The organism is Micrococcus sp. PSi08, from assembly GCF_054960655.1.
On sequence record NZ_JBHNYP010000025.1, the window covers coordinates 1 to 19,162 of the forward strand.

General features: G+C 73.4%; 20 protein-coding genes, 1 tRNA gene and 1 other RNA gene. 12 read left to right on the forward strand and 10 right to left on the reverse strand.

Going from position 1 to position 19,162, the window contains the following annotated elements; all coding sequences use genetic code 11:
• The first annotated feature begins 57 nt into the window (after positions 1-57).
• The 3 genes from ACFI33_RS09315 (at position 58) to gndA (ending at position 3,321) form a co-directional block, all read left to right on the forward strand.
• Positions 58-558 (forward strand): hypothetical protein, encoded by a 501-nt coding sequence (locus ACFI33_RS09315; RefSeq protein WP_036312781.1) that lies wholly within the window; start codon positions 58-60, stop codon positions 556-558.
• Positions 559-762: 204 nt separating this feature from the next.
• Positions 763-1,677, forward strand: a complete 915-nt coding sequence (gene ppk2, locus ACFI33_RS09320) for a polyphosphate kinase 2 (protein ID WP_036340172.1) — start codon at positions 763-765, stop codon at positions 1,675-1,677.
• 81 nt (positions 1,678-1,758) lie between these two features.
• Positions 1,759-3,321, forward strand: coding sequence for an NADP-dependent phosphogluconate dehydrogenase (gndA, locus tag ACFI33_RS09325; protein ID WP_044659128.1), 1,563 nt, complete (start codon positions 1,759-1,761; stop codon positions 3,319-3,321).
• 19 nt (positions 3,322-3,340) lie between these two features.
• Here gndA and epsC read toward each other — a convergent pair whose 3' ends face one another.
• From epsC to msrA, 3 genes are all read right to left on the reverse strand, one after another.
• On the reverse strand, positions 3,341-3,928 hold the full coding sequence (gene epsC, locus ACFI33_RS09330; RefSeq protein ID WP_044659127.1) for a serine O-acetyltransferase EpsC: 588 nt from the start codon (positions 3,926-3,928) through the stop codon (positions 3,341-3,343).
• Between the two features lie 43 nt (positions 3,929-3,971).
• Positions 3,972-4,907: a cysteine synthase A gene (cysK, locus tag ACFI33_RS09335; protein WP_462623966.1), complete on the reverse strand. Its 936-nt coding sequence runs from the start codon at positions 4,905-4,907 to the stop codon at positions 3,972-3,974.
• 85 nt (positions 4,908-4,992) lie between these two features.
• Positions 4,993-5,574 carry a peptide-methionine (S)-S-oxide reductase MsrA gene (gene msrA / locus ACFI33_RS09340; protein WP_044659125.1) on the reverse strand — a complete coding sequence of 194 codons (582 nt, stop codon included), beginning with the start codon at positions 5,572-5,574 and terminating at the stop codon, positions 4,993-4,995.
• 113 nt (positions 5,575-5,687) lie between these two features.
• Here msrA and ACFI33_RS09345 point away from each other — a divergent pair, with 113 nt between their 5' ends.
• From ACFI33_RS09345 to ACFI33_RS09355, 3 genes are all read left to right on the forward strand, one after another.
• Positions 5,688-6,614 carry a Nif3-like dinuclear metal center hexameric protein gene (locus tag ACFI33_RS09345; RefSeq protein WP_462623967.1) on the forward strand — a complete coding sequence of 309 codons (927 nt, stop codon included), beginning with the start codon at positions 5,688-5,690 and terminating at the stop codon, positions 6,612-6,614.
• Complete coding sequence (locus tag ACFI33_RS09350; protein WP_144820207.1) at positions 6,611-7,345, forward strand: zinc ribbon domain-containing protein; 735 nt, start codon at positions 6,611-6,613, stop codon at positions 7,343-7,345. Before ACFI33_RS09345 ends, ACFI33_RS09350 begins: the two co-directional genes overlap by 4 nt.
• Positions 7,346-7,426: 81 nt before the next feature.
• A complete protein-coding gene (locus tag ACFI33_RS09355) occupies positions 7,427-8,416 on the forward strand; it encodes a reverse transcriptase-like protein (protein ID WP_145950768.1) in 990 nt (329 codons plus the stop codon).
• 34 nt (positions 8,417-8,450) lie between these two features.
• Here the strand turns inward: ACFI33_RS09355 and ACFI33_RS09360 are convergent, their stop codons facing one another.
• Positions 8,451-9,248 (reverse strand): YaaA family protein, encoded by a 798-nt coding sequence (locus tag ACFI33_RS09360; RefSeq protein ID WP_061873166.1) that lies wholly within the window; start codon positions 9,246-9,248, stop codon positions 8,451-8,453.
• Between the two features lie 120 nt (positions 9,249-9,368).
• Here ACFI33_RS09360 and ACFI33_RS09365 point away from each other — a divergent pair, with 120 nt between their 5' ends.
• A complete protein-coding gene (locus tag ACFI33_RS09365) occupies positions 9,369-9,683 on the forward strand; it encodes a hypothetical protein (protein ID WP_061867832.1) in 315 nt (104 codons plus the stop codon).
• A 21-nt stretch (positions 9,684-9,704) separates the two neighbouring features.
• Here ACFI33_RS09365 and rnpB read toward each other — a convergent pair.
• Positions 9,705-10,083: RNase P RNA component class A (rnpB, locus tag ACFI33_RS09370), an RNA gene on the reverse strand.
• Between the two features lie 144 nt (positions 10,084-10,227).
• Between rnpB and ACFI33_RS09375 the strand changes: the two genes are divergently transcribed.
• Complete coding sequence (locus tag ACFI33_RS09375; protein ID WP_069941176.1) at positions 10,228-11,673, forward strand: glyceraldehyde-3-phosphate dehydrogenase; 1,446 nt, start codon at positions 10,228-10,230, stop codon at positions 11,671-11,673.
• 81 nt (positions 11,674-11,754) lie between these two features.
• Here the strand turns inward: ACFI33_RS09375 and def are convergent, their stop codons facing one another.
• Both def and ACFI33_RS09385 read right to left on the reverse strand, forming a co-directional pair.
• Complete coding sequence (gene def / locus ACFI33_RS09380) at positions 11,755-12,396, reverse strand: peptide deformylase (protein ID WP_069941175.1); 642 nt, start codon at positions 12,394-12,396, stop codon at positions 11,755-11,757.
• Positions 12,397-12,490: 94 nt separating this feature from the next.
• The gene (locus ACFI33_RS09385) at positions 12,491-13,192 is read right to left on the reverse strand and encodes a Crp/Fnr family transcriptional regulator (RefSeq protein WP_227717897.1); all 702 of its coding nucleotides are present in this window, start codon (positions 13,190-13,192) and stop codon (positions 12,491-12,493) included.
• Between the two features lie 163 nt (positions 13,193-13,355).
• On the opposite strand from ACFI33_RS09385, the gene ACFI33_RS09390 reads away from it, so the two are divergent.
• Both ACFI33_RS09390 and ACFI33_RS09395 read left to right on the forward strand, forming a co-directional pair.
• The gene (locus ACFI33_RS09390) at positions 13,356-13,583 is read left to right on the forward strand and encodes a heavy-metal-associated domain-containing protein (RefSeq protein WP_069941174.1); all 228 of its coding nucleotides are present in this window, start codon (positions 13,356-13,358) and stop codon (positions 13,581-13,583) included.
• A gap of 31 nt (positions 13,584-13,614) precedes the next feature.
• Positions 13,615-15,609 carry a heavy metal translocating P-type ATPase gene (locus ACFI33_RS09395; RefSeq protein ID WP_228070473.1) on the forward strand — a complete coding sequence of 665 codons (1,995 nt, stop codon included), beginning with the start codon at positions 13,615-13,617 and terminating at the stop codon, positions 15,607-15,609.
• Here the strand turns inward: ACFI33_RS09395 and ACFI33_RS09400 are convergent.
• Entirely contained in the window at positions 15,525-15,830 is a 306-nt protein-coding gene (locus ACFI33_RS09400) for an antibiotic biosynthesis monooxygenase family protein (protein WP_010078879.1), read from the reverse strand. The genes ACFI33_RS09395 and ACFI33_RS09400 overlap by 85 nt on opposite strands.
• 208 nt (positions 15,831-16,038) lie before the next feature.
• Here ACFI33_RS09400 and ACFI33_RS09405 point away from each other — a divergent pair, with 208 nt between their 5' ends.
• The gene (locus ACFI33_RS09405; protein ID WP_369814512.1) at positions 16,039-16,614 is read left to right on the forward strand and encodes an MFS transporter; all 576 of its coding nucleotides are present in this window, start codon (positions 16,039-16,041) and stop codon (positions 16,612-16,614) included.
• Here the strand turns inward: ACFI33_RS09405 and ACFI33_RS09410 are convergent.
• Both ACFI33_RS09410 and orn read right to left on the reverse strand, forming a co-directional pair.
• Positions 16,593-16,668, reverse strand: a tRNA-His gene (locus tag ACFI33_RS09410). The genes ACFI33_RS09405 and ACFI33_RS09410 overlap by 22 nt on opposite strands.
• A gap of 103 nt (positions 16,669-16,771) precedes the next feature.
• Positions 16,772-17,398, reverse strand: coding sequence for an oligoribonuclease (orn, locus tag ACFI33_RS09415; protein ID WP_002857127.1), 627 nt, complete (start codon positions 17,396-17,398; stop codon positions 16,772-16,774).
• 90 nt (positions 17,399-17,488) lie between these two features.
• Here orn and mptB point away from each other — a divergent pair, with 90 nt between their 5' ends.
• Complete coding sequence (gene mptB, locus ACFI33_RS09420) at positions 17,489-19,144, forward strand: polyprenol phosphomannose-dependent alpha 1,6 mannosyltransferase MptB (protein WP_069941173.1); 1,656 nt, start codon at positions 17,489-17,491, stop codon at positions 19,142-19,144.
• Positions 19,145-19,162 lie beyond the last annotated feature (18 nt).

Here is a 19,162-nt window from a genome sequence, read left to right on the forward strand (position 1 = left end):
GGCAGGGGCCGGGCGGCGGCGCGTCGTCGGCGTCCGGGGCGCACTAGGGTGGAGCGCATGTCCGCGACCCCCCTCGGCTTCTGGAAGCTGCCCGCACGTCCCGACGGCGCCGCCCGTCACCTCGCCGTCATCACCGGGGGCGAGGCGCAGCAGACCATGCTCTTCCTCCAGGACGGGCAATGGTCCATCCTCGCCCTCTTCCAGGACGAGCTGGCCGGCAAGGCCGCCGCCCGCACCCTGGACGCGCTCCTGCAGTCCGTCACCTGTCTGCGCATGGGCGGCCGTGACGTCCTCGACGGTGCCGACACCCCGCGGCCCGGTATCGAGTGGGCCGGCTACGACCGCGAGTTCGAGGAGGCCGACGTGGCCGAGCAGCGCGACGTCGAGCCGCGCGGCCGGATCTGGATCCTCCCCGCCACGGACGGCGCCTCCGTCGGCCTCAAGCTTCCCGGGCACCGCCGGTACGACGACGCCGTCGCCCAGTTCGCCGACGTCGACGCGGCGCGTGCCGCCGTCGCGGCGATCGACGAGCTCCTGGGCGTCGGCCCGCGCGGCTGAGCCGGCCGGCGTTCGTCGGCCCGGGGTCGTGACCGTTCGCCTCCCAGGGTTCACCTGCTGTTCACCCGGCTGCGCTGCCGGGCCCGGCTTCCTCGTCCGCCGCCCACCCATAATGGTGTGAAGAGCACAGGCCGCGGCCCGCCTCCGTCGTACCGAGGAGGGGACGGGCGGGCACGGTGACGCACCCAGTGAAGGAGACGGTCCATGGAGCTGCTGCAGCCCGACGCCCCCCGCGAGAACCTGCGCGAGTTCATCGACAAGCTGCGCGACGGCGGCTACACCGTCTCGGACGGCCACACCAACGATCCCGACCTGATCGATCCGCAGGGCCGTGCCGTAGAGACGTGGAAAGAGGACTACCCGTACGAGACGCGCATGACGCGCGAGGAGTACGAGCTGGAGAAGTACCGCCTGCAGATCGAACTGCTCAAGCTGCAGTACTGGGGCGAGGACACCGGCCAGCGCCACATCATCGTCTTCGAGGGCCGCGACGCCGCCGGCAAGGGCGGCACCATCAAGCGCTTCACCGAGCACATGAACCCCCGCACCGCCCGCGTCGTGGCCCTCAACAAGCCCTCGGACCGCGAGCTCGGCCAGTGGTACTTCCAGCGCTACATCCAGCACTTCCCCACGGCGGGCGAGATCGTGCTGTTCGACCGCTCGTGGTACAACCGCGCCGGCGTCGAGCGGGTCATGGGCTTCGCCACGGACGAGCAGTACCGCCGCTTCATGAACCAGGTGCCGCTGTTCGAGAAGATGCTCGTGGACGACGGCATCCACCTCACCAAGTTCTGGTTCTCCGTCACGCAGACCGAGCAGCGCACGCGCTTCGCGATCCGCCAGATCGACCCGGTCCGCCAGTGGAAGCTCTCGCCCATGGACCTCGAGTCCCTGGACCGCTGGGAGGCGTACACGGAGGCCAAGGAGGCCATGTTCCTCCACACGGACACGGACCACGCCCCGTGGATCTCCATCCGCTCCAACGACAAGAAGCGGGCCCGCCTCAACGCGATGCGCTACTTCCTGTCCCAGTTCGAGTACGAGGGCAAGGACCACGAGGTCGTCGGCACCCCGGACCCGCTGATCGTCCGCCGCGGCCGCGACGCCGTGGGGGACTGACCGCGGTCGACGTAGGCTGGGGGGCGGGTCCGTGTCCGGCACGGCCCGTCCCACCGTCCGAGCCACAGGAGGCCACCCGCGATGACCGAGCAGACCACCACCGTCCCCGTCGGCGCCGCCGACATCGGCGTCACGGGCCTGGCGGTGATGGGCGCGAACCTCGCCCGCAACTTCGCCCGCCACGGCTACACGGTGGCCCTGCACAACCGCAGCCGGGCCCGCACGGACCAGCTCGTGGCCGAGCACGGCGACGAGGGCGCGTTCGTCGCGACGGAGACGCTCGCCGAGCTCGTGCAGTCCCTCGCCGTGCCGCGCCGGGTGCTCATCATGGTCAAGGCGGGCGCCCCCGTGGACGCCGTCATCGACCAACTCGTCCCCCTGCTGGACGAGGGCGACATCGTCATCGACGCCGGCAACTCCCATTACGAGGACACCCGCCGCCGCGAGGCCGCCCTCGCCGAGAAGGGCCTGCACTTCGTGGGCGTCGGCGTCTCCGGCGGCGAGGAGGGCGCCCTGCACGGTCCGGCGATCATGCCCGGCGGTCCGGAGAAGTCCTACGAGGCCCTCGGCCCGATGCTCGAGAAGATCGCCGCGCAGTTCGAGGGGGAGCCGTGCTGCGCCTGGGTCGGCACGGACGGCGCCGGCCACTACGTGAAGATGGTCCACAACGGCATCGAGTACGCGGACATGCAGGTCATCGGCGAGGCCTACGACCTGCTGCGCCGCGTGGGCGGCCTCGAGCCCGCCGAGCAGGCCGAGGTGTTCACGGCGTGGAACCAGACCGACCTGGCCTCCTACCTCATCGAGATCACGGCCGAGGTGCTCGCCCAGGTGGACGCGGCCACGGGCCGCCCCCTCGTGGACGTGATCGTGGACGAGGCCGGGCAGAAGGGCACCGGCCGCTGGACCGCGATCTCGGGTCTCGACGTCGGCTCCCCGGTGGCCGCGATCGCCGAGTCCGTCTTCGCCCGCTCGCTGTCCTCCCAGCGCGCGGTGCGCGAGGCCGCCCGTGAGACCCTCGCGGCCGGCATCGACGAGGACGCGCAGCGCGCCCCGCAGGACACGGACGCGTTCGTGGAGGACGTGCGCCAGGCGCTGTTCGCCTCCAAGCTCGTGGCCTACGCGCAGGGCATGGACATGCTCGCCGCCGCCGCCGAGGAGTACGGCTGGTCGCTGGACCTGGGCACCATCGCCTCCCTGTGGCGGGACGGCTGCATCATCCGCGCCGACCTGCTCGACGTGATCATGCAGGCCTTCGGCGGCCGCGACACCTCCCGCCACCCGGCGCCGGGCACCCGCGCCCCCGGCCAGCCGCTCAACCTGCTCTTCGCTCCCGAGTTCGCCCAGGCGATCGCCGAGGCCCTGCCGGCCTGGCGCCGCGTGGTCGGCACCGCCGTCGCCGCGGGCGTGCCGGTCCCGGTGTTCTCCTCGGCCCTGGCGTACTACGACGGCCTGCGGGCCGACCGCCTCCCGGCCGCCCTCGTGCAGGGCCAGCGCGACTACTTCGGCGCCCACACCTACCTGCGCGTCGACCGCGAAGGCTCGTTCCACACGCTGTGGTCCGGCGACCGCACCGAGGTCGACGGCGAGGGCGTGCCCGTGGTCATGCCGCAGCCGACCGAGGGCGACCCCACGCAGGACTGACCCGGCGTGGACCCGGCCCTCAGATCCAGAGGGCCGGGTCCACGTACTCCGCGGGGTCCACGAGCGGCTTGCCCTCGGCCGGGCCCTTGCGCGGGCGGACGGTGGCCGGCACGCCGGTGGCGATCGCGTCGGCGGGGGTGTCCTTCACGACGACGGCGTTGGCGCCCACCGCCGTCCCCTCCCCGAGCTCGACGGGTCCGAGGATCTTGGCGCCGGCCCCCACCACGACGCCGTCGCGCAGCGTGGGGTGCCGCTTCACCTTGGCCAGGGAGCGGCCGCCGAGGGTGACCCCGTGGTACAGCATCACGTCGTCGCCGATCTCCGCGGTCTCGCCGATCACGACGCCCATGCCGTGGTCGATGAAGAACCGACGACCGATCGACGCGCCGGGGTGGATCTCGATGCCCGTGGCCGCGCGCGTGACCTGCGAGAGCACGCGGGCGGGCATCTTCAACCGGTCGTGCCGCCACATCCGGTGCGCGACGCGGTACGCCCACACGGCGTGCAGACCCGAGTAGACGAGGGCCACCTCGAGGTCACCGCGCGCCGCCGGGTCATGGCTGCGGACGGTCGCGATGTCTTCCTTGATGCGGGAGAACAGTCCCACGGGCGGCCCCTTCGGGTCGGTGCGGTCGGTGAGCGGGCGGCGGTCAGCCGCGGATGTCCTCGAAGAGGGCGGTGGAGATGTAGCGCTCGCCGAAGTCACACACGATGGCGACGATCAGCTTGCCCTCGGACTCGGGCTTGGCGGCCTCCTTGAGGGCGGCCGAGATGATCGCGCCGGTGGAGATGCCGCCGAGGATGCCCTCCTCGGTCCCGAGCCGACGGGCGGTCTCGATGGACTCCTCGAAGGTGGCCGGGTAGACCTCGTCGTAGAGGTCCGTGTCGAGGATCTCCGGCACGAAGTTCGCACCGATGCCCTGGATCTTGTGAGGGCCGGCCTGGCCGCCGGAGAGGATGGGGGAGTCGGCCGGCTCGGCGGCGATGAGCTTCACGTCCGGCTTCTGCTCGCGCAGGTACCGGCCCGCGCCCGTGATGGTGCCGCCGGTGCCGACGCCGGCGATGAACACATCCACGGCGCCCTCGGACGCGTCCCAGATCTCCGGGCCGGTGCCCCTGTAGTGGGCCTGGATGTTGGCCTGGTTCGCGAACTGCTGGGCCCAGATGGAGTTCGGGGTGCTGCGGACGATCTCCTGGGCGCGCTCGAGGGCGCCGCGCATGCCGTCTGCACCGGGGGTCAGCACGATCTCGGCGCCGAACGCCTTGAGCATCACGCGGCGCTCGGTGGACATGGTCTCAGGCATGGTCAGGATCACGCGGTAGCCGCGCGCCGCGCCGACCATGGCCAGGGCGATGCCGGTGTTGCCCGAGGTGCCCTCCACGATGGTGCCGCCGGGGGTCAGCTCGCCGGCCGCCTCCGCGGCGTCCACGATGGCGGTGCCGATGCGGTCCTTCACCGAGTTGGCCGGGTTGTAGAACTCGACCTTCACGGCGACGTCGCCGGGCAGGTCCTTCGCGAGGCGGTTCAGCCGGACCAGGGGCGTGCCGCCGACCGCCTGGGTGATGTCGTCAAGGATGCGGGCCATGGTGATACCTCCGGTGGTGGTGCGCCTCGGGGCGCGGGCGATCGAGTGGGTGTTCCTGCGTCAGGCTATCGAGCCGCGGCGCCGCTCAGGCGTCCACGAGCCACGCGGAGTAGTTCCGGCGCACCTTCGCGAGCTTCGGATCGATGACCACACGGCAGTATCCGTTGGAACGGCGCCGCGCATAGAAGTCCTGGTGAATGTCCTCGGCCGGGTGCCACGCGGACGCCGGCTCGACGCGTGTGACGATGGGGCTGTCATAGTTCGCCTGCGCCCGGGCGATCTCGTCCGCGAAGAACCGGGCCTCGGCCTCGTCGTGGGCGAAGACGGCCGAGCGGTACTGGGTGCCGACGTCGGCCCCCTGGCGGTTCAACGACGTGGGGTCGTGGCCGGTGAAGAACAGGTCCATGATCACCTCGGGCGGCACGACGGCGGCGTCGAAGCGCACACGGACCGCTTCGGCATGGCCGGTGGTCCCGGTGCACACGGACTCGTAGCTCGGGGCGGGGTCGTCGCCTCCGGTGTAGCCGGACTCGACGGCGAGCACGCCCCGCACGCGACGGTAGACGGCGTCGAGGCACCAGAAGCAGCCGCCGGCGAGCGTCAGCTCGCGGACGTCGGCGGGCGCGCCGGAGGCGCCGAGGGGCTCGGTACGGGGGAAGTCGGTCATGGCAGGCACAGCAACGCGGCCCGCGCTTTTCATTCCCGACGACGCCGCCCCGTGCCGTCACCCAGGGCCGCCGGGTCGTGCGTGCCCGGGCCGGGTGGGCCATCATGGCCGGTATGACCGTGTCCCGTCCCGCCGTCCCCACCTCGCCGGAGCATGCCCTGGCCCCGCCGACGCTCGGGCAGGTCCTCGAGGTCGTCCAGGGGCTGTGGCCGCGGGAGCTGGCGGAGCAGTGGGACGCCGTCGGGCCGGTGGCCGGGCGCCCGGAGGCGCCGGTGCGGACCGTCCTGTGGGCGCTGGACCCCGTGCAGGCCGTGGCCGACGAGGCCGTCGCCCGTGGGGCCGACCTCGTGGTCACCCACCACCCGCTCCTGCTGCGCGGGACCTCGTCCGTCGCCGCCGTCGGGCATGCCGCCGCCAAGGGCCGCCTGCTGCACACCCTGATCGAGCACCGCGTCGCCCTGCTCGCCGCGCACACCAACGCCGACGCCGTCGTGGGCGGCGTCTCGGACGTGTTGGCCCGTGCCGTCGGCATCACCGGAGCGCTCTCACCCCTGACGACCTCCACCGTCGGCACCGGGGCCGAAGGCATCGGCCGGGTGGGCGACCTGCCCGAGGAGACCGACCTGGCCGCCTTCGCCCGCGCCGTGCACGCGGCGCTGCCCGCCACGGCCGGCGGCGTGCGCGTGGCGGGCGACCCCGCCCAGCGCATCCGCCGCGTCGCCGTGTGCGGCGGCGCCGGCGACAGCCTCTTCGACGCGGTCCGCGCGTCCGGCGCCGACGTCTACGTGACCGCCGATCTGCGCCACCACCCGGCCTCGGAGGCCCGGGAGACGGCGGCGTCGGGGGAGGGGCGTCCCGCGCTCGTGGACGTCTCGCACTGGGCGAGCGAGTCCCTGTGGCTCGCGCACGGCGCCCGCGCCCTGGAGGCCGCCCTGGGGGAGCGGGGACTGGGCGTCACCACCCTGTTCTCAGACCACCGCAGCGACCCCTGGGACTTCCTGGTCGGGGGAGAGCGGGCCGACGAGGGGAGTCACGCATGAGTGAGGTCACCGCACCGCCGGCCGTCCAGGCCCGGCTGCTGGAGCTCCAGGAGCTCGACACGGCCCTGGACCAGGCCCGCGCCGCCGTCCGTCGGCTCAAGGCGGACCCGGAGCACGCCCGGCTGCGCGCCCGTGCGCAGGAGTTCGAGGAGGCGCTGCCCGGTCTGCAGGACGCCGCCCGCACCGCCGACCGGGCGGGGGCCGAGGCCACCGAGAAGGCCGCCGCCACCCGCGCCCGTCGGGACCGGACCCGGGAGCGGCTCGAAACGGGCCAGGGCGGGTCCAAGGAGCTGCAGGCCATGCAGCACGAGGACGACACGCTCACCGCACTGCTCGACGACCACGAGGCCGCGGCCCTCGAGGCCATGGAGGCAGCCGACGCCGCCGAGTCCCGGCTCGCGCAGGGCCACGCCGCCCTGGAGCGGGCGCGGGCCGAGGTCGAGGCCCGCGCGGCGGAGGTGCGCCGCGAGGGGCAGGCCGTGACCCAGCGCGGCCGGGACCTCATCCAGCGCCGGGCGGCGTTGGCCGCGGAGTTCCCCGCGTCGTTGCTGGCCCTGTACGAGCAGGCGCGGGAGCGCAACGGCGGCATCGGCGCGGCCCGGCTCGTCGGGAACCGGTCCGCGGCCGCGGGCACGGAGCTGTCGCCCGCGGAGGTCGCGCGCATCCGGGCCCTCCCGCCGGCCGCCGTCGCCCGCTGCCCCGAGTCCGGCGCCATCCTCATCCGGGACTGACCCCGGGCCCCGCCCCCGGCGCGATCAGTAGAGTGGGGGGCCGCGTCGGACGGCGCGACCACGGACACGAGGAGGCGCACGGTGAGCGGACGAGTCCTGCAGGTGGAGGCCGACGGCGGGTCGCGGGGCAACCCCGGCGTCGCCGGCTATGGCGCCCTGGTGCGCGACCCGGCCACGGGCGAGATCCTCCGGACCGACGCCGCCCCGCTGGGGAAGGCGTCGAACAACGTGGCCGAGTACTCCGGGCTCGTGGCCGGGCTGCGGATGGCCCGAGACCTCGACCCCGAGGCGCGGGTGCACGTGCTGATGGACTCCAAGCTCGTGGTGGAGCAGATGTCCGGGCGGTGGAAGATCAAGCACGAGGACATGCGGCGCCTCGCGGCCGAGGCCCGGTCCGTGCTGCCCCCCGAGCGCGTCACCTACGAATGGATCCCGCGCAACCGGAACAAGGACGCCGACCGCCTCTCCAACGAGGCCATGGACGCCGGCGCGCGGGGCGGGCAGTGGGACGCCGGCGCCTCAGAGGTGCCCGTTGCGGCTCCCGCGAAGGCGTCCACGACCTCCGCGTCGGCGGTGGCCGAGTCCGGCCTCGAGGCCGACGCGGACGTCCGGGCCGTGGAGGCGGACGGGCCCGACGCCGTCGCCTCGCCGGAGGATGCGACCCCGGTGCCCGCGCCCACGGGACGGCTGCATCACGTGGAGATCTGGGTCGCCGACCTCGCGGCGGCCGAGGCGAGCCTCGGCTGGCTGTTCGGCGAGCTCGGCTACGTGCCCGGCGAGGGGTGGGCCGAGGGCCGGACGTACCAGGGGGCGGGGGAGTACCTCGTGCTCGAGGCCGGGCCCGACGTCGCCGCGGGCGCCCACGAGCGCACCCGCCCGGGCCTGAACCACCTGGCCTTCCGGGCCGGATCGCGCGCCCGCGTGGACGAGCTCACCGCCGCCGCGCGCGACCGGGGGTTCCGCCTGCTCTTCGAGGACCGCCACCCGCACGCCGGGGGAGCGGACCACTACGCCGCCTACCTCGAGACCGCGGACGGCTTCGAGGTGGAGCTGGTGGCCGTCGAGGACTGAGGCCGCGTCCGGGCAGACCGCGCCTCGCCCGGGATCATCCCTCGGGCAGGATCACCCGCAGCGCGCCGGGCTTGCCGCCGGACGGCCGGGCCAGCTCGACCTCCCAGCCGGGGCCGTCCCCGGCCCGCGCGACCACGTCCGCGACGCGGTCCAGCGTCGAGGTCTCCCGCGCCCCCGCCTCCAGGAGCGCGCGGGCCACGAGGCCGCGGGTGTGCTTGGCGAAGTGCGAGACGACGGTCCGCTCGCCGTCGCGCAGCTGGAACACGTCGACCGCGAGGGTCCGCTCCGCCGGTGCCCGCCACTGGGCCGCGTAGCCTCCGGAGCGGCAGTCGACGACGGGCCCGCCGTCCCGTGCGGCGAGCGCGTCGAGGGCGGGGGTCAGGACGGGGCGCCAGTGCGCGGCCAGCCCGGGCAGCCCGGGCAGCTTCGCGCTGACGGGCAGCCGGAAGGCGGGGATCCGGTCCGCCAGCGCGGTGGCGCCGAACAGCGCGGAGAAGACCAGCACGGACAAGCGGGCGCGGCGCTTCGCCGCCGCCGACAGCGAGGCGTGGTCGAGCGCGTCGAAGAGCACGCCCGTGAACACCCGGTGACCGGGCGCGGCGGGGGCGACGGCCAGGCGCGTGTTCGCCTCGACCTCGCCGGCGAGCGACGCTCCGACGCCGAGGGTCGTCAGGGCATCCGGGGCGGCCGAGACCGCGGCGAGCCGCGTGAGCAGGTCCGCGCGGGCGCCCGTCACCGCGGCGTCGTCGGCCAGGGCGAGGGAGTCGAGGTCGAGCGGGGCCCCGGAGCGGGGTGCGGTCTTGCCCTCGGAGGGCGGCAGCAGGATCAGCACCGGGCCAGCCTAGCCAGGCGCCCCCGGACCGACGCGCGGACGGGCCGGGCCGACGTCGTCGTCCGGACCTGGCACAGTGGTGGGGTCCGCACAGCCGCCCCGCATCCCAGGAGTCGCCCGATGACCGCCATGAACGTGTTCGGCGTGGTGTACCCGTTCGTCCTGCTCGTGATCGCGGCCGCCGTGTGGCTCGGGGTCCGCTCCAGCGGGCGGGAGCGCACGCACGCCTCCGCTCTGGAGCACCGCCTGCGGGAGCGCACCTTCACGGGGCAGGACCGCGTGACGCTCGAATGGCCCCGGGACCGGCGACACCCGAGCCTGGCGAAGGTCGTCTCGATCGGCGAGTCGTACGGGTACCGGCTGCTGGACAAGCGGGAGCGCGAGCACGTGGTGGAGCTCGAGTTCGAGCGGATCCTCGACGACGAGGGGTTCTGACCCCAGCCGGGGGCCGTGAGGCGGGACGGACCGGCTGTAAGCCGGGTTCTGTGCCTCGCGCGCGTTGCCCCGCGCGAGGTGACGGCCATCCATCTGGGCCCGCCATCGCTGACGGGCTCGAGCGGCCAACCCGGACGCTGGGGCGAGCAGCCCTCGTGACGCGTCCTGTTCGGCCTTGCACCGGATGGGGTTTACCGAGCCGGCCCCGTCACCGGGGCCGCTGGTGGTCTCTTACACCACCCTTTCACCCTTACCGCCGCGCACACGGCGCGGAGGCGGTCTTCTCTCTGTGGCACTGGCCCGCGGGTCGCCCCGGGTGGATGTTGTCCACCATCCTGCTCTGCGGTGCCCGGACTTTCCTCGCACCCCCGCAGGGGCACGCGGCCGTCCGCCGATCCGTCCCGACCGACCAGTCTACGCCCCGCCGAGGCCGCGGGGCCGCTGCGGACGCGTCCTCGCCTAGAATGGAGGCGCCCGCCGACAACGAGGTCGGGGGATGGGGCCTGCCCAGGACGGCCCCGCCAGGTTTCAAGGAAGGACTCCCGTGGCAGACACCGCCTCGACCCAGACCCCCGAGTGGAACACGCAGCAGAAGCTCGCGGAGAAGATGGTCCCCCTGCTGGGCACCCTGTACCGCGAGCACAACGTGGTCACCTCGATCTACGGGCGCTCCCTCGTGAACCGCGGCGTGATCGACATCATCAAGGCCCACCGCTACGCCCGCCGCGTGCAGCAGGCTCCGCTGAGCGTCGAGTCCACCTACCCGCTGGTCGAGGCCATGGCTGCGATGGACCTGGGCGCCGCCACCATCGACCTGGCCGAGCTGGCCGCCAAGCAGAAGGCCTCGGGCCAGGACGTCCAGGCCTTCCTGGACGCCGAGCTCGCCGAGGTCAAGGGCAAGGCCGGTGAGGGCCTGGGCGAGACCCAGGACGTCGTGCTCTACGGCTTCGGTCGCATCGGCCGCCTGCTGGCCCGCATCCTCCTCGACCACGCCGGCGGTGGCTCCAAGCTGCGCCTGCGTGCCGTCGTCGTGCGCAAGAACTCGGAGGACGACCTGATCAAGCGCGCCTCCCTGCTGCGCCGCGACTCGATCCACGGCCCGTTCGACGGGACGATCGTGGTGGACGAGGACCGCGGCGTGATCACCGCCAACGGCACCGAGATCCAGGTCATCTACTCGAACGACCCGACCACGGTGGACTACGCCTCCTACGGCATCAAGGACGCGCTGGTCATCGACAACACCGGACGCTGGCGCGACGACGAGGGCCTGTCCCAGCACCTGCAGGCCAAGGGCGCCGCGAAGGTCCTCCTGACCGCCCCGGGCAAGGGCGAGATGAAGAACATCGTGTTCGGCGTGAACTCGGACGACATCACGCCCGAGGACACGATCGTCTCGGCGGCCTCCTGCACCACCAACGGCATCACCCCGGTGCTCAAGGTCATCCAGGACGACTACGGCATCGACCACGGCCACGTGGAGACCGTACACGCCTACACCAACGACCAGAACCTCGTGGACAACTTCCACAAGGGCGCCCGTCGTGGCCGTGCCGCCGGCATGAACATGGTGCTCACCGAGACCGGCGCCGCCAAGGCCGTGGCCAAGGCCCTGCCCGAGCTCAAGGGCAAGCTCTCCGGCAACGCCATCCGCGTCCCCACCCCGGACGTGTCCATGGCCATCCTGAACCTGGAGCTGACCAAGCCCACCTCGGTGGAGGAGCTCAACGCCCGCCTGAAGCAGGAGTCCCTCACCGGCCCCCTGCGCGGCCAGGTCGGCTACGTGGACTCCCCGGAGGTCGTGTCCACCGACTTCGTCGGCTCGGACCGCGCCGGCGTCGTGGACGGCCTGGCGACCCTCGTGAACAACGACGGCAAGAACGCCATCCTCTACGTCTGGTACGACAACGAGTACGGCTACTCGCACCAGGTGATCCGCGTGGTGGAGAAGATGGCGGGCCAGCAGGTCCCCGCCTTCCCGCAGGCCTGACCCGCCGACGACGACGGCCCGTCCCCGCAGAGGGGACGGGCCGTCGTCGTGTGCCGACCGGGCCGGACGTCGGGCCGAGGCTCAGGCCTCGTCGTCCCCGTGCTCGCCGTCAGGGCCGTGCTCGTGGTCCGCGTGGTCGTCGGCGTCGTGGCCGAAGGGGTCCTCATCGGTACCGGGCAGCCACGTCACACCGGGCACGTTCAGACGCTCGGCCCGCTGCGCGCGCTTCCAGCGCCGCTGCCACTTGCCCTCGAGCCGGTTCACGTAGAGGGTGCCGTTGAGGTGGTCGTACTCGTGCTGCATGATGCGCGCGAACCAGCCCTCGGCCTCGAACTCGAACATCTCACCGTCCACGCGCTGGCCGGACAGGCGCACGCGGGTCGGGCGCTGCAGGGGGAAGCCGAGCCCGGGCACCGAGAGGCAGCCCTCGGTGTGCTCGTCCGGGTGCGGGTCCTCCCGCGGGGCCTTGTCCAGGTGGGTCAGCACGGGGTTGATCACGTGGCCCACGTTCGGCGCATCGCCGGAGTCCGGGAACGTCCACGTGAAGATCCGCAGCCCGACCCCGACCTGCGGGGCGGCCAGGCCCACGCCGTGCGCGGCGTCCTGCGTGACGTACATGTCCTCGATCAGCTCGCGGATCTCGTCGTCGATCACCTCCACCTCGGCCGCGCGCCGGTGCAGCACGGGCTCGCCGTAGACGGTGATGGGACGGATGGAGGCCATGGCACTGCGCTTCCCGGCCCGGGCTGCGGGCCTGCGTGGGTAGGGGGACGGGGGAGTCCCCAGCCTACCGCCGGCGACACCACGACGACGGCGGTCATTCCGCGGCAAGGGCCTCCAGCGCCTCCGGGTCCAGCAGCGTCACCCGCGGGCCCTCGATGGCGATCAGGCCGTCGTCGGCGAGGCGGCGCAGCCCGCGGCTGAACGCCTCGGGGGTGGTGCCCAGCAGCGAGGCGACGTCCTTCTTCGGCGCGGCCAGCACCACGACGAGGTCGGCCTCGTCCCGGAGGGCCGGCAGGCCGAGCAGATGTCCGGCGATCCGTGCGGTGACAGGCTGATGCTCCCGGGCCAGCCGTTGTTCAGCCTCGGCCAGGCGGACGGCCAGCGTCCGCATCACGCGTCCCCCGATGCCCGGATGCTCGGCCAGGAGTCGGGCGACCTCGGCGTGGGAGAAGGTGCACAGGCGGGTCGCGGCCACGGCGCGCGCCCCATGCCGGGCCGGCTCGCCCGTGAGGAACTCGTGCTCGCCCACGGAGTCCCCCGGCTCGACCATCCGCACCACACGTTCCCGGCCGGTCGCTGAGCCGAGCGTCAGCGCCAGGCGGCCGCTGTGCACGACGCACAGGCGGTCCGTGCGGTCACCGGCCAGGTGCAGGGCATCGCCGGCCTCGAGCACGAGCGGCCGCGCCAGGGCGGAGACCCGGCGCAGCTGCTCCAGATCCAGCCCGGTGAACAGCGGGACCCGGGCCGCGCACGGCTCTGGTTCATCCACGGGGATGAGGGGCAGGTCGATACGCACGCCATCAGCCTCCCACACGGCGGCTTGACCGCGGTCAAGGCGTACCCGCCGTCCCCTTCGTAGCGTCAGTGACATCCCCGGAGGACGGGGATCGGACCGGGCGCCCGCCCCGTCCGCTCAGCCTCACCGGCGGCCGCGCCGGTGACGACCGACTGGAGTGACCATGACCCCCACCACGCGCACCCTGCTCCGCGCCGAGGGCTTCAGCTGCCCCTCGTGCGTCCGGAAGATCGAGAAGGCCCTCGACGCCCTGCCCGGCGTGACCGGCGCGCAGGTCCACTTCGAGACCCAGCGCATCGAGGTCGACCACGACCCGCAGACCACCACTGCCCAGGACCTCGTCGAGGCCGTCGCCAAGGTCGGCTACACCGCCCGGCTGTCGGCCTTCTGACCCCGCCCGCCCCCGACGAACGGAGCCCGGCATGCCCACCCTCGCCGTCACACGTCCGGGCCGCACCCGTGCCCGGCTCACGTTGTCCCGCCGCTGGCGGCGTCCCGTGGCGGCCGGCCTGCTGATCGCCGTCTCACTCGTGCTGGCGCCCGAGCAGCTGGCCCACGGGACCGGACACCTCGTGGCGGCGGGCCTGATGCTCGCCGCCGCTGTCGTGGCCGGCCTGCCGATCGCGCGCGACGCGATCGCCGCCCTGCGGGTGAAGACCGTCGGCATCGACCTGCTCGTCGCCACCGCCGCGATCGGCGCGTCCCTGCTCGGCAATTTCTGGGAGGCCGCCGCCGTGACCTTCCTCTTCGCCCTCGGCCACGGCCTCGAGGACGCGACCCTGTCTCAGACTCGCTCGGCGCTCGCGGACCTCGTGTCCACGGCGCCCGAGACCGCCGTCGTCGTCGACGCAGACGGGACGCAGCGCACCGTGCCCGCCCACGAGGTGGCCCCCGGCGCGACCGTCCTCGTCAAGGCCGGCGCCCGGGTGCCGGTGGACGGCGTGGTGCTCACCGGGGTCGGCGCCGTGGACGAGGCATCCATCACGGGCGAGTCCATCCCGGCGGAGAAGACCGACGGCGACGCCGTGTACGCGGGCACCGTGGCCACGGCAGGCCTGCTGCAGGTGGAGGCGCGGGGCGTGGGCGCCGACACCACGCTGGCGCGCATCATCCACCGCGTCGAGGCGGCGCAGGAGGCCCGCGCTCGGACCCAGCGGTTCATGGACCGCTTCTCCCGCTGGTACACCCCGGCGATCATGGTGCTGGCCTTCGCGACCGGTCTGATCACGCGGGACGTCCCCCTGGCCCTGACCCTGCTGGTCATCGGCTGCCCGGGCGCCCTCGTGATCTCCATCCCGGTCGCGATCGTGGCGGGGATCGGCCGCGGCGCCAAGGACGGCGTGCTCATCAAGGGAGGGGAGTTCCTCGAGCGCTCCGCGAAGGTCGACGCCGTCGCCGTCGACAAGACCGGCACACTCACCTCGGGCACCCCCGAGCTGACAGACGTCGTCGCGTTCGAGCCCGGGGCCGAGGACGAGGTGCTGCGCTGGGCCGCACGGCTCGAGGCGGCCTCGGACCACCCGTTGGCCGCGCCGGTCGTCGCGGCGGGCCGGGACCGCGGCCTGCTGGACGGCCCGCTGGCCACCGATGTGGACGTCGTCCTCGGCCGCGGGCTCACCGGAGAGGTGGACGGCCGTGTCGTCGCCGTGGGCAACGTGGCGCTGCTGCGCGAGCGCGGCGTGGATCCGGCCGCGACCGACCGGGTCGAGACCGTCGCGGCCGAGCTCGCGGAGGCGGGCCGGACCCCGGTGGCGGTCGTCGTCGACGGCATCCCGCTCGGCGTCCTCGCCATCGCAGACACCCTCCGGTCCGAGGCCGCGGGCATGATCCGGGCGCTGCACGGGATCGGCGTCCGCGAGGTCGTGATGCTGACCGGCGACCAGCCCGGCGTCGCGCAGGCCGTGGCCCGGCAGGTGGGCGTCGACGACGTACGGGCGGGCCTGCTGCCTCAGGACAAGCTCGAGGCGATCGAGGCCCTGCAGGCCGAGGGCCGCGTCGTCGCGATGGTCGGTGACGGCGTCAACGACGCCCCGGCCCTGGCGACGGCGGACATCGGCGTGGCCATGGGCGCGGCCGGCTCCGGTGTGGCCATCGAGACCGCGGACATCGCCCTGATGGGCGACCGGCTCGAGCGGCTGCCGCAGGCGCTCGATCTGGCCCGGCGCACGGTGCGGGTGATGCGGCAGAACATCGCGATCTCCCTCGTGACCGTCGTGGCCCTGCTGGCCGGCGTCTTCGCCGGCGGCGTCACGATGGCCGTCGGCATGCTCGTGCACGAGGCGTCCGTGCTGCTGGTCATCGTGAACGCGATGCGCCTGCTGCGGCGCCCGGGTCAGCCCAGGTCCACGACCTCGAACTCGAGCAGGTCGGCGCCCGTGGCGACCGGCGCCGGGCGGCCGCCCTGCTCGGCGGCGTGAGCGGCGGGCATGCGCCCGTCCCGCCAGCGCTGGAAGTCCTCCTCCGACGCCCACGTCGTGACCACGAAGTAGCGGTCCTCGCCCGCGGTGGGCCGGAGCAGCTGGAAGCCCTCGAAGCCCGGCTCCTGGTCCACCGCGTGCTTGCGGGCGGCGAACCGCTTCTCGAGTTCCGGGCCGGCGCCCTCGGGGACGCTGATGGCGTTGATCTTCACGACGGACATGGGCTGGCCTCCTCGTCGGCGGGGGTGCGGCGTCGGGTCGACGCCCTCACCGGCCGACTCTACGCCCGGCAGCGGACCGGGGATCCGTCGAGCGGTTGATGCCCGGCGGCGTCGTCCCCGTCGCGCTCGCGGTCGCGGCGCTCGCCCTCGCGCTGTTCGAAGGGTTGGAGCGACACCGCGAGAAGGTGCGCCGCTCGGCCTGGACGTGATGGGGGCGGGCCTGGTCCTGGCCGCGATGGCCGCAGGCGCGTTCCTCTCGGACGCCGCGGCCCGTCACCTGGCGGCCCGGTTCGGCGCCCCGGGCACCGTGCTGATCGGGCTGGGCCTGGAGGTGGCCGGGGTCGTGGCGCTCGCCCTGCTCCTGGGCCCGGACACCTCGGGTTGGCTCGTCGCCGTGCCCCTCGTCGTGTACGGCCTCGGGCTCGGCCTGGCCTCGGCGCAGCTGACGGACATGGTGCTCCAGGACATCCCCGTGCAGATCTCGGGTCAGGGCGCCGCGACGCAGAGCACGGTCCGGCAGATCGGCTCAGCGCTGGGCACCGCGTTCGCCGGGGCCACCCTGTCCATCGCCCTCGCCGCCACGCTGCCCGCGGCCCTGGACGACGCCGGCCTCACCGGTCCGGCGGCCGACTCGCTCGCCGCGGCCACGCGGGACTCGGCTGGCACCACGATCCCGCAGCTGCGGGCGCAGGGGGAGCGCGGCCCGCTCGGGGAGCACACGAAGAAGCCCCCGGAACCAGTAAGGATTCCGGGGGCTTCGAGTGGGGTGAGCGACGGGGATTGAACCCGCGACCTTCTGGACCACAACCAGACGCTCTGCCGACTGAGCTACGCCCACCATGTCTGCTTCACACGGACGGATCCGCGCGGCGCAGCGGGGTCCACAGTACACGAGATCCCGCGCAGCGCCGAATCGGGGCAGTGGGGCCGGGAGTGCCTGCTCAGGCCTGCGCCCCGGACACCACCTCCGCGATGGCGCGGGCCTCCTCCGTGGTGGGGCCGGGGGCGGGGGCCATGACGGCGGCCCGGTAGTAGCGCAGCTCGGTGATGGAGTCCTTGATGTCCCCGAGGGCGCGGTGGCCGCCGGTCTTGGCGGGGGCCTGGTAGTAGGCGCGCGGGTACCAGCGCCGGGCCAGCTCCTTCACGGTGGACACGTCCACGATCCGGTAGTGCAGGTGGTCGACGACGGCGGGCATGTAGCGGGCGAGGAACAGCTTGTCCTGGCCCACCGTGTTGCCGGCCAGCAGGCCCTTGCCGGCGGGCACGCGGGCGGCGATGTACTCGAGGACGCGCGCGGCGGCGTCGTCGAGCTCGAGGCCCTCCGCGAGCTCCGGCAGGAGGCCCGAGGTGGTGTGCATGTCCCGGACGAACGGGTCCATCTGCTCGAGGGCGGCCGCGGAGGGACGGATCACCAGGTCGATGCCCTCGTCCAGGATGTTCAGCTCGGCGTCCGTGATGAGCACCGCCACCTCGACGAGCTCGTCGACCTGGGGGTGCAGGCCGGTCATCTCGCAGTCGATCCAGACCAGGGGGGCGCTCTCCGGCGCGGGGGTGCTCGTCTCGCTCATGCCCCCAGGCTACTCGCGTGTCACGATGGTAGATTCGAGCGAGCCGCGCCCTCGCGCGCCCACGCAGGACCGCACGGAAGGACCCGTCGCATGAGCGTGTCGACCCCGCGTCCGTCCGGGTCCACGGCCCACCGGCCGGAGTACGTCGGCGTCGGCGGCCTCCGCGCGGACCCCCAGGTCGCCGGCGCGGACTGGTGGCCCATCCTGGTGGGGACCCTCGGCTCCCTCCTCCTGGTGGTGGGCTCGTACTCCGTCGGCTGGCTGGCCTCGGCCTCCCCGATCAACCGCTGGCAGTGGCTGATCCCGTGGCGCACCCAGGAGACCGGCGTGCTGGCCGGCACGGTGCTCCTCACCCTCGGCTGCTGGGTGATGTTCTGGGCCTGGCTGCGGCTGGGCCAGACGATCCGCCCCTTCGGCCGCGGCGCTTTGCGCACGGTCAACCTCGCCACCGTCCTGTGGTGCCTGCCCCAGGTCGTGGCACTGCCGATCTTCAGCCGGGACATCTTCGCCTACGTGGGGCAGGGCCGTCTCATGGTGGCGGGGCAGGACCCCTACGTGGACACGATCTCCTCGCTGTCCAACTGGTTCCAGCTCGGAGCGGACGCGACCTGGGCGGACTCCGAGACCCCGTACGGTCCGATCTTCCTGTGGATCGAGCAGGCCGTCGTCGCGATCTCGGGGGACATGAACCCGGACCTGGCGATCTTCCTGTTCCGCCTGGTGGCGGTGGCCGGCGTCGCGCTGATCATGGTCTTCGTGCCGCTGCTCGCCCGCCGGCTGGGCGTCAACGATGCGTGGGCGCAGTGGATCAGCGCCGCCAACCCGCTCTTCACCATCAGCTTCGTCGCGTCCGGGCACAACGACGCCCTCATGGTCGGCCTCGCCCTGGCCGGCACGTGGTGCGCGCTGCGCGCCGGACATCCGCTCCGCCCCCAGCGACCCGGGCAGTCCGTCGCGTGGGGGGTGGCCGGCGTCGTGCTGGTCACCCTGTCCCTGGGCATCAAGCCCATCACCCTCGTGCTGCTCCCGTTCATCGGCCTGCTGTGGGCCGGCCCGACGGCCCGATGGCCGCGCCGGTTCGCCTTCTGGGCCCTCACCGCCGGGATCTCCTTCGGCCTCATGGCCCTGGTGGGCGTGCTCAACGGCTTCGGCTTCGGCTGGGTGGCCGTGATGGTCGGCACGGGCACGGGCACCGTGCCGTGGGGGCCGATCGGCATGCTGTCCCTCATCACGGTGGGGGCGAGCGAGCTCCTCGGGCAGGGGGCGGACGTGCAGGCCGTCGAGGGGGTGTACAAGACCGCCGGACGCGTGCTCTCGGTGCTCATCGTGCTGGCCCTGATGTTCCTCGGCCGCCAGGACCGCGTGATGACGCGCATGACCTGGGCGTTCACCGCGCTGGTGATCCTCTCGCCCATCATCCAGCCCTGGTACCTGTTGTGGCTGCTCCCGTTCTTCGCCGTGATCGGCATCCGGGACAACTGGCAGATCAAGTGGGTCGTGTTCACGGTCGGCTACTTCCTGGCGTTCGGCGCGTCGGACCAGCTCTTCACCTGGCAGTTCCTGGACATCGCGGACCAGGTCAAGGCCGTGTCCCTGATCGTCTCCGCCGTGTGTCTGCTGTGGATCCTCGTCGTGGACCGCCGCACCAGCCGGTTCGTGAAGGACCACTGGCACGTGCGCCCCGCCGTGCGCGCCGGCCTGGCCCGGCTTCGTGGCGCCCCTCGACCCGTGGAGCCGGGGGAGTGAGGCCCGCCGCCCCCGCGA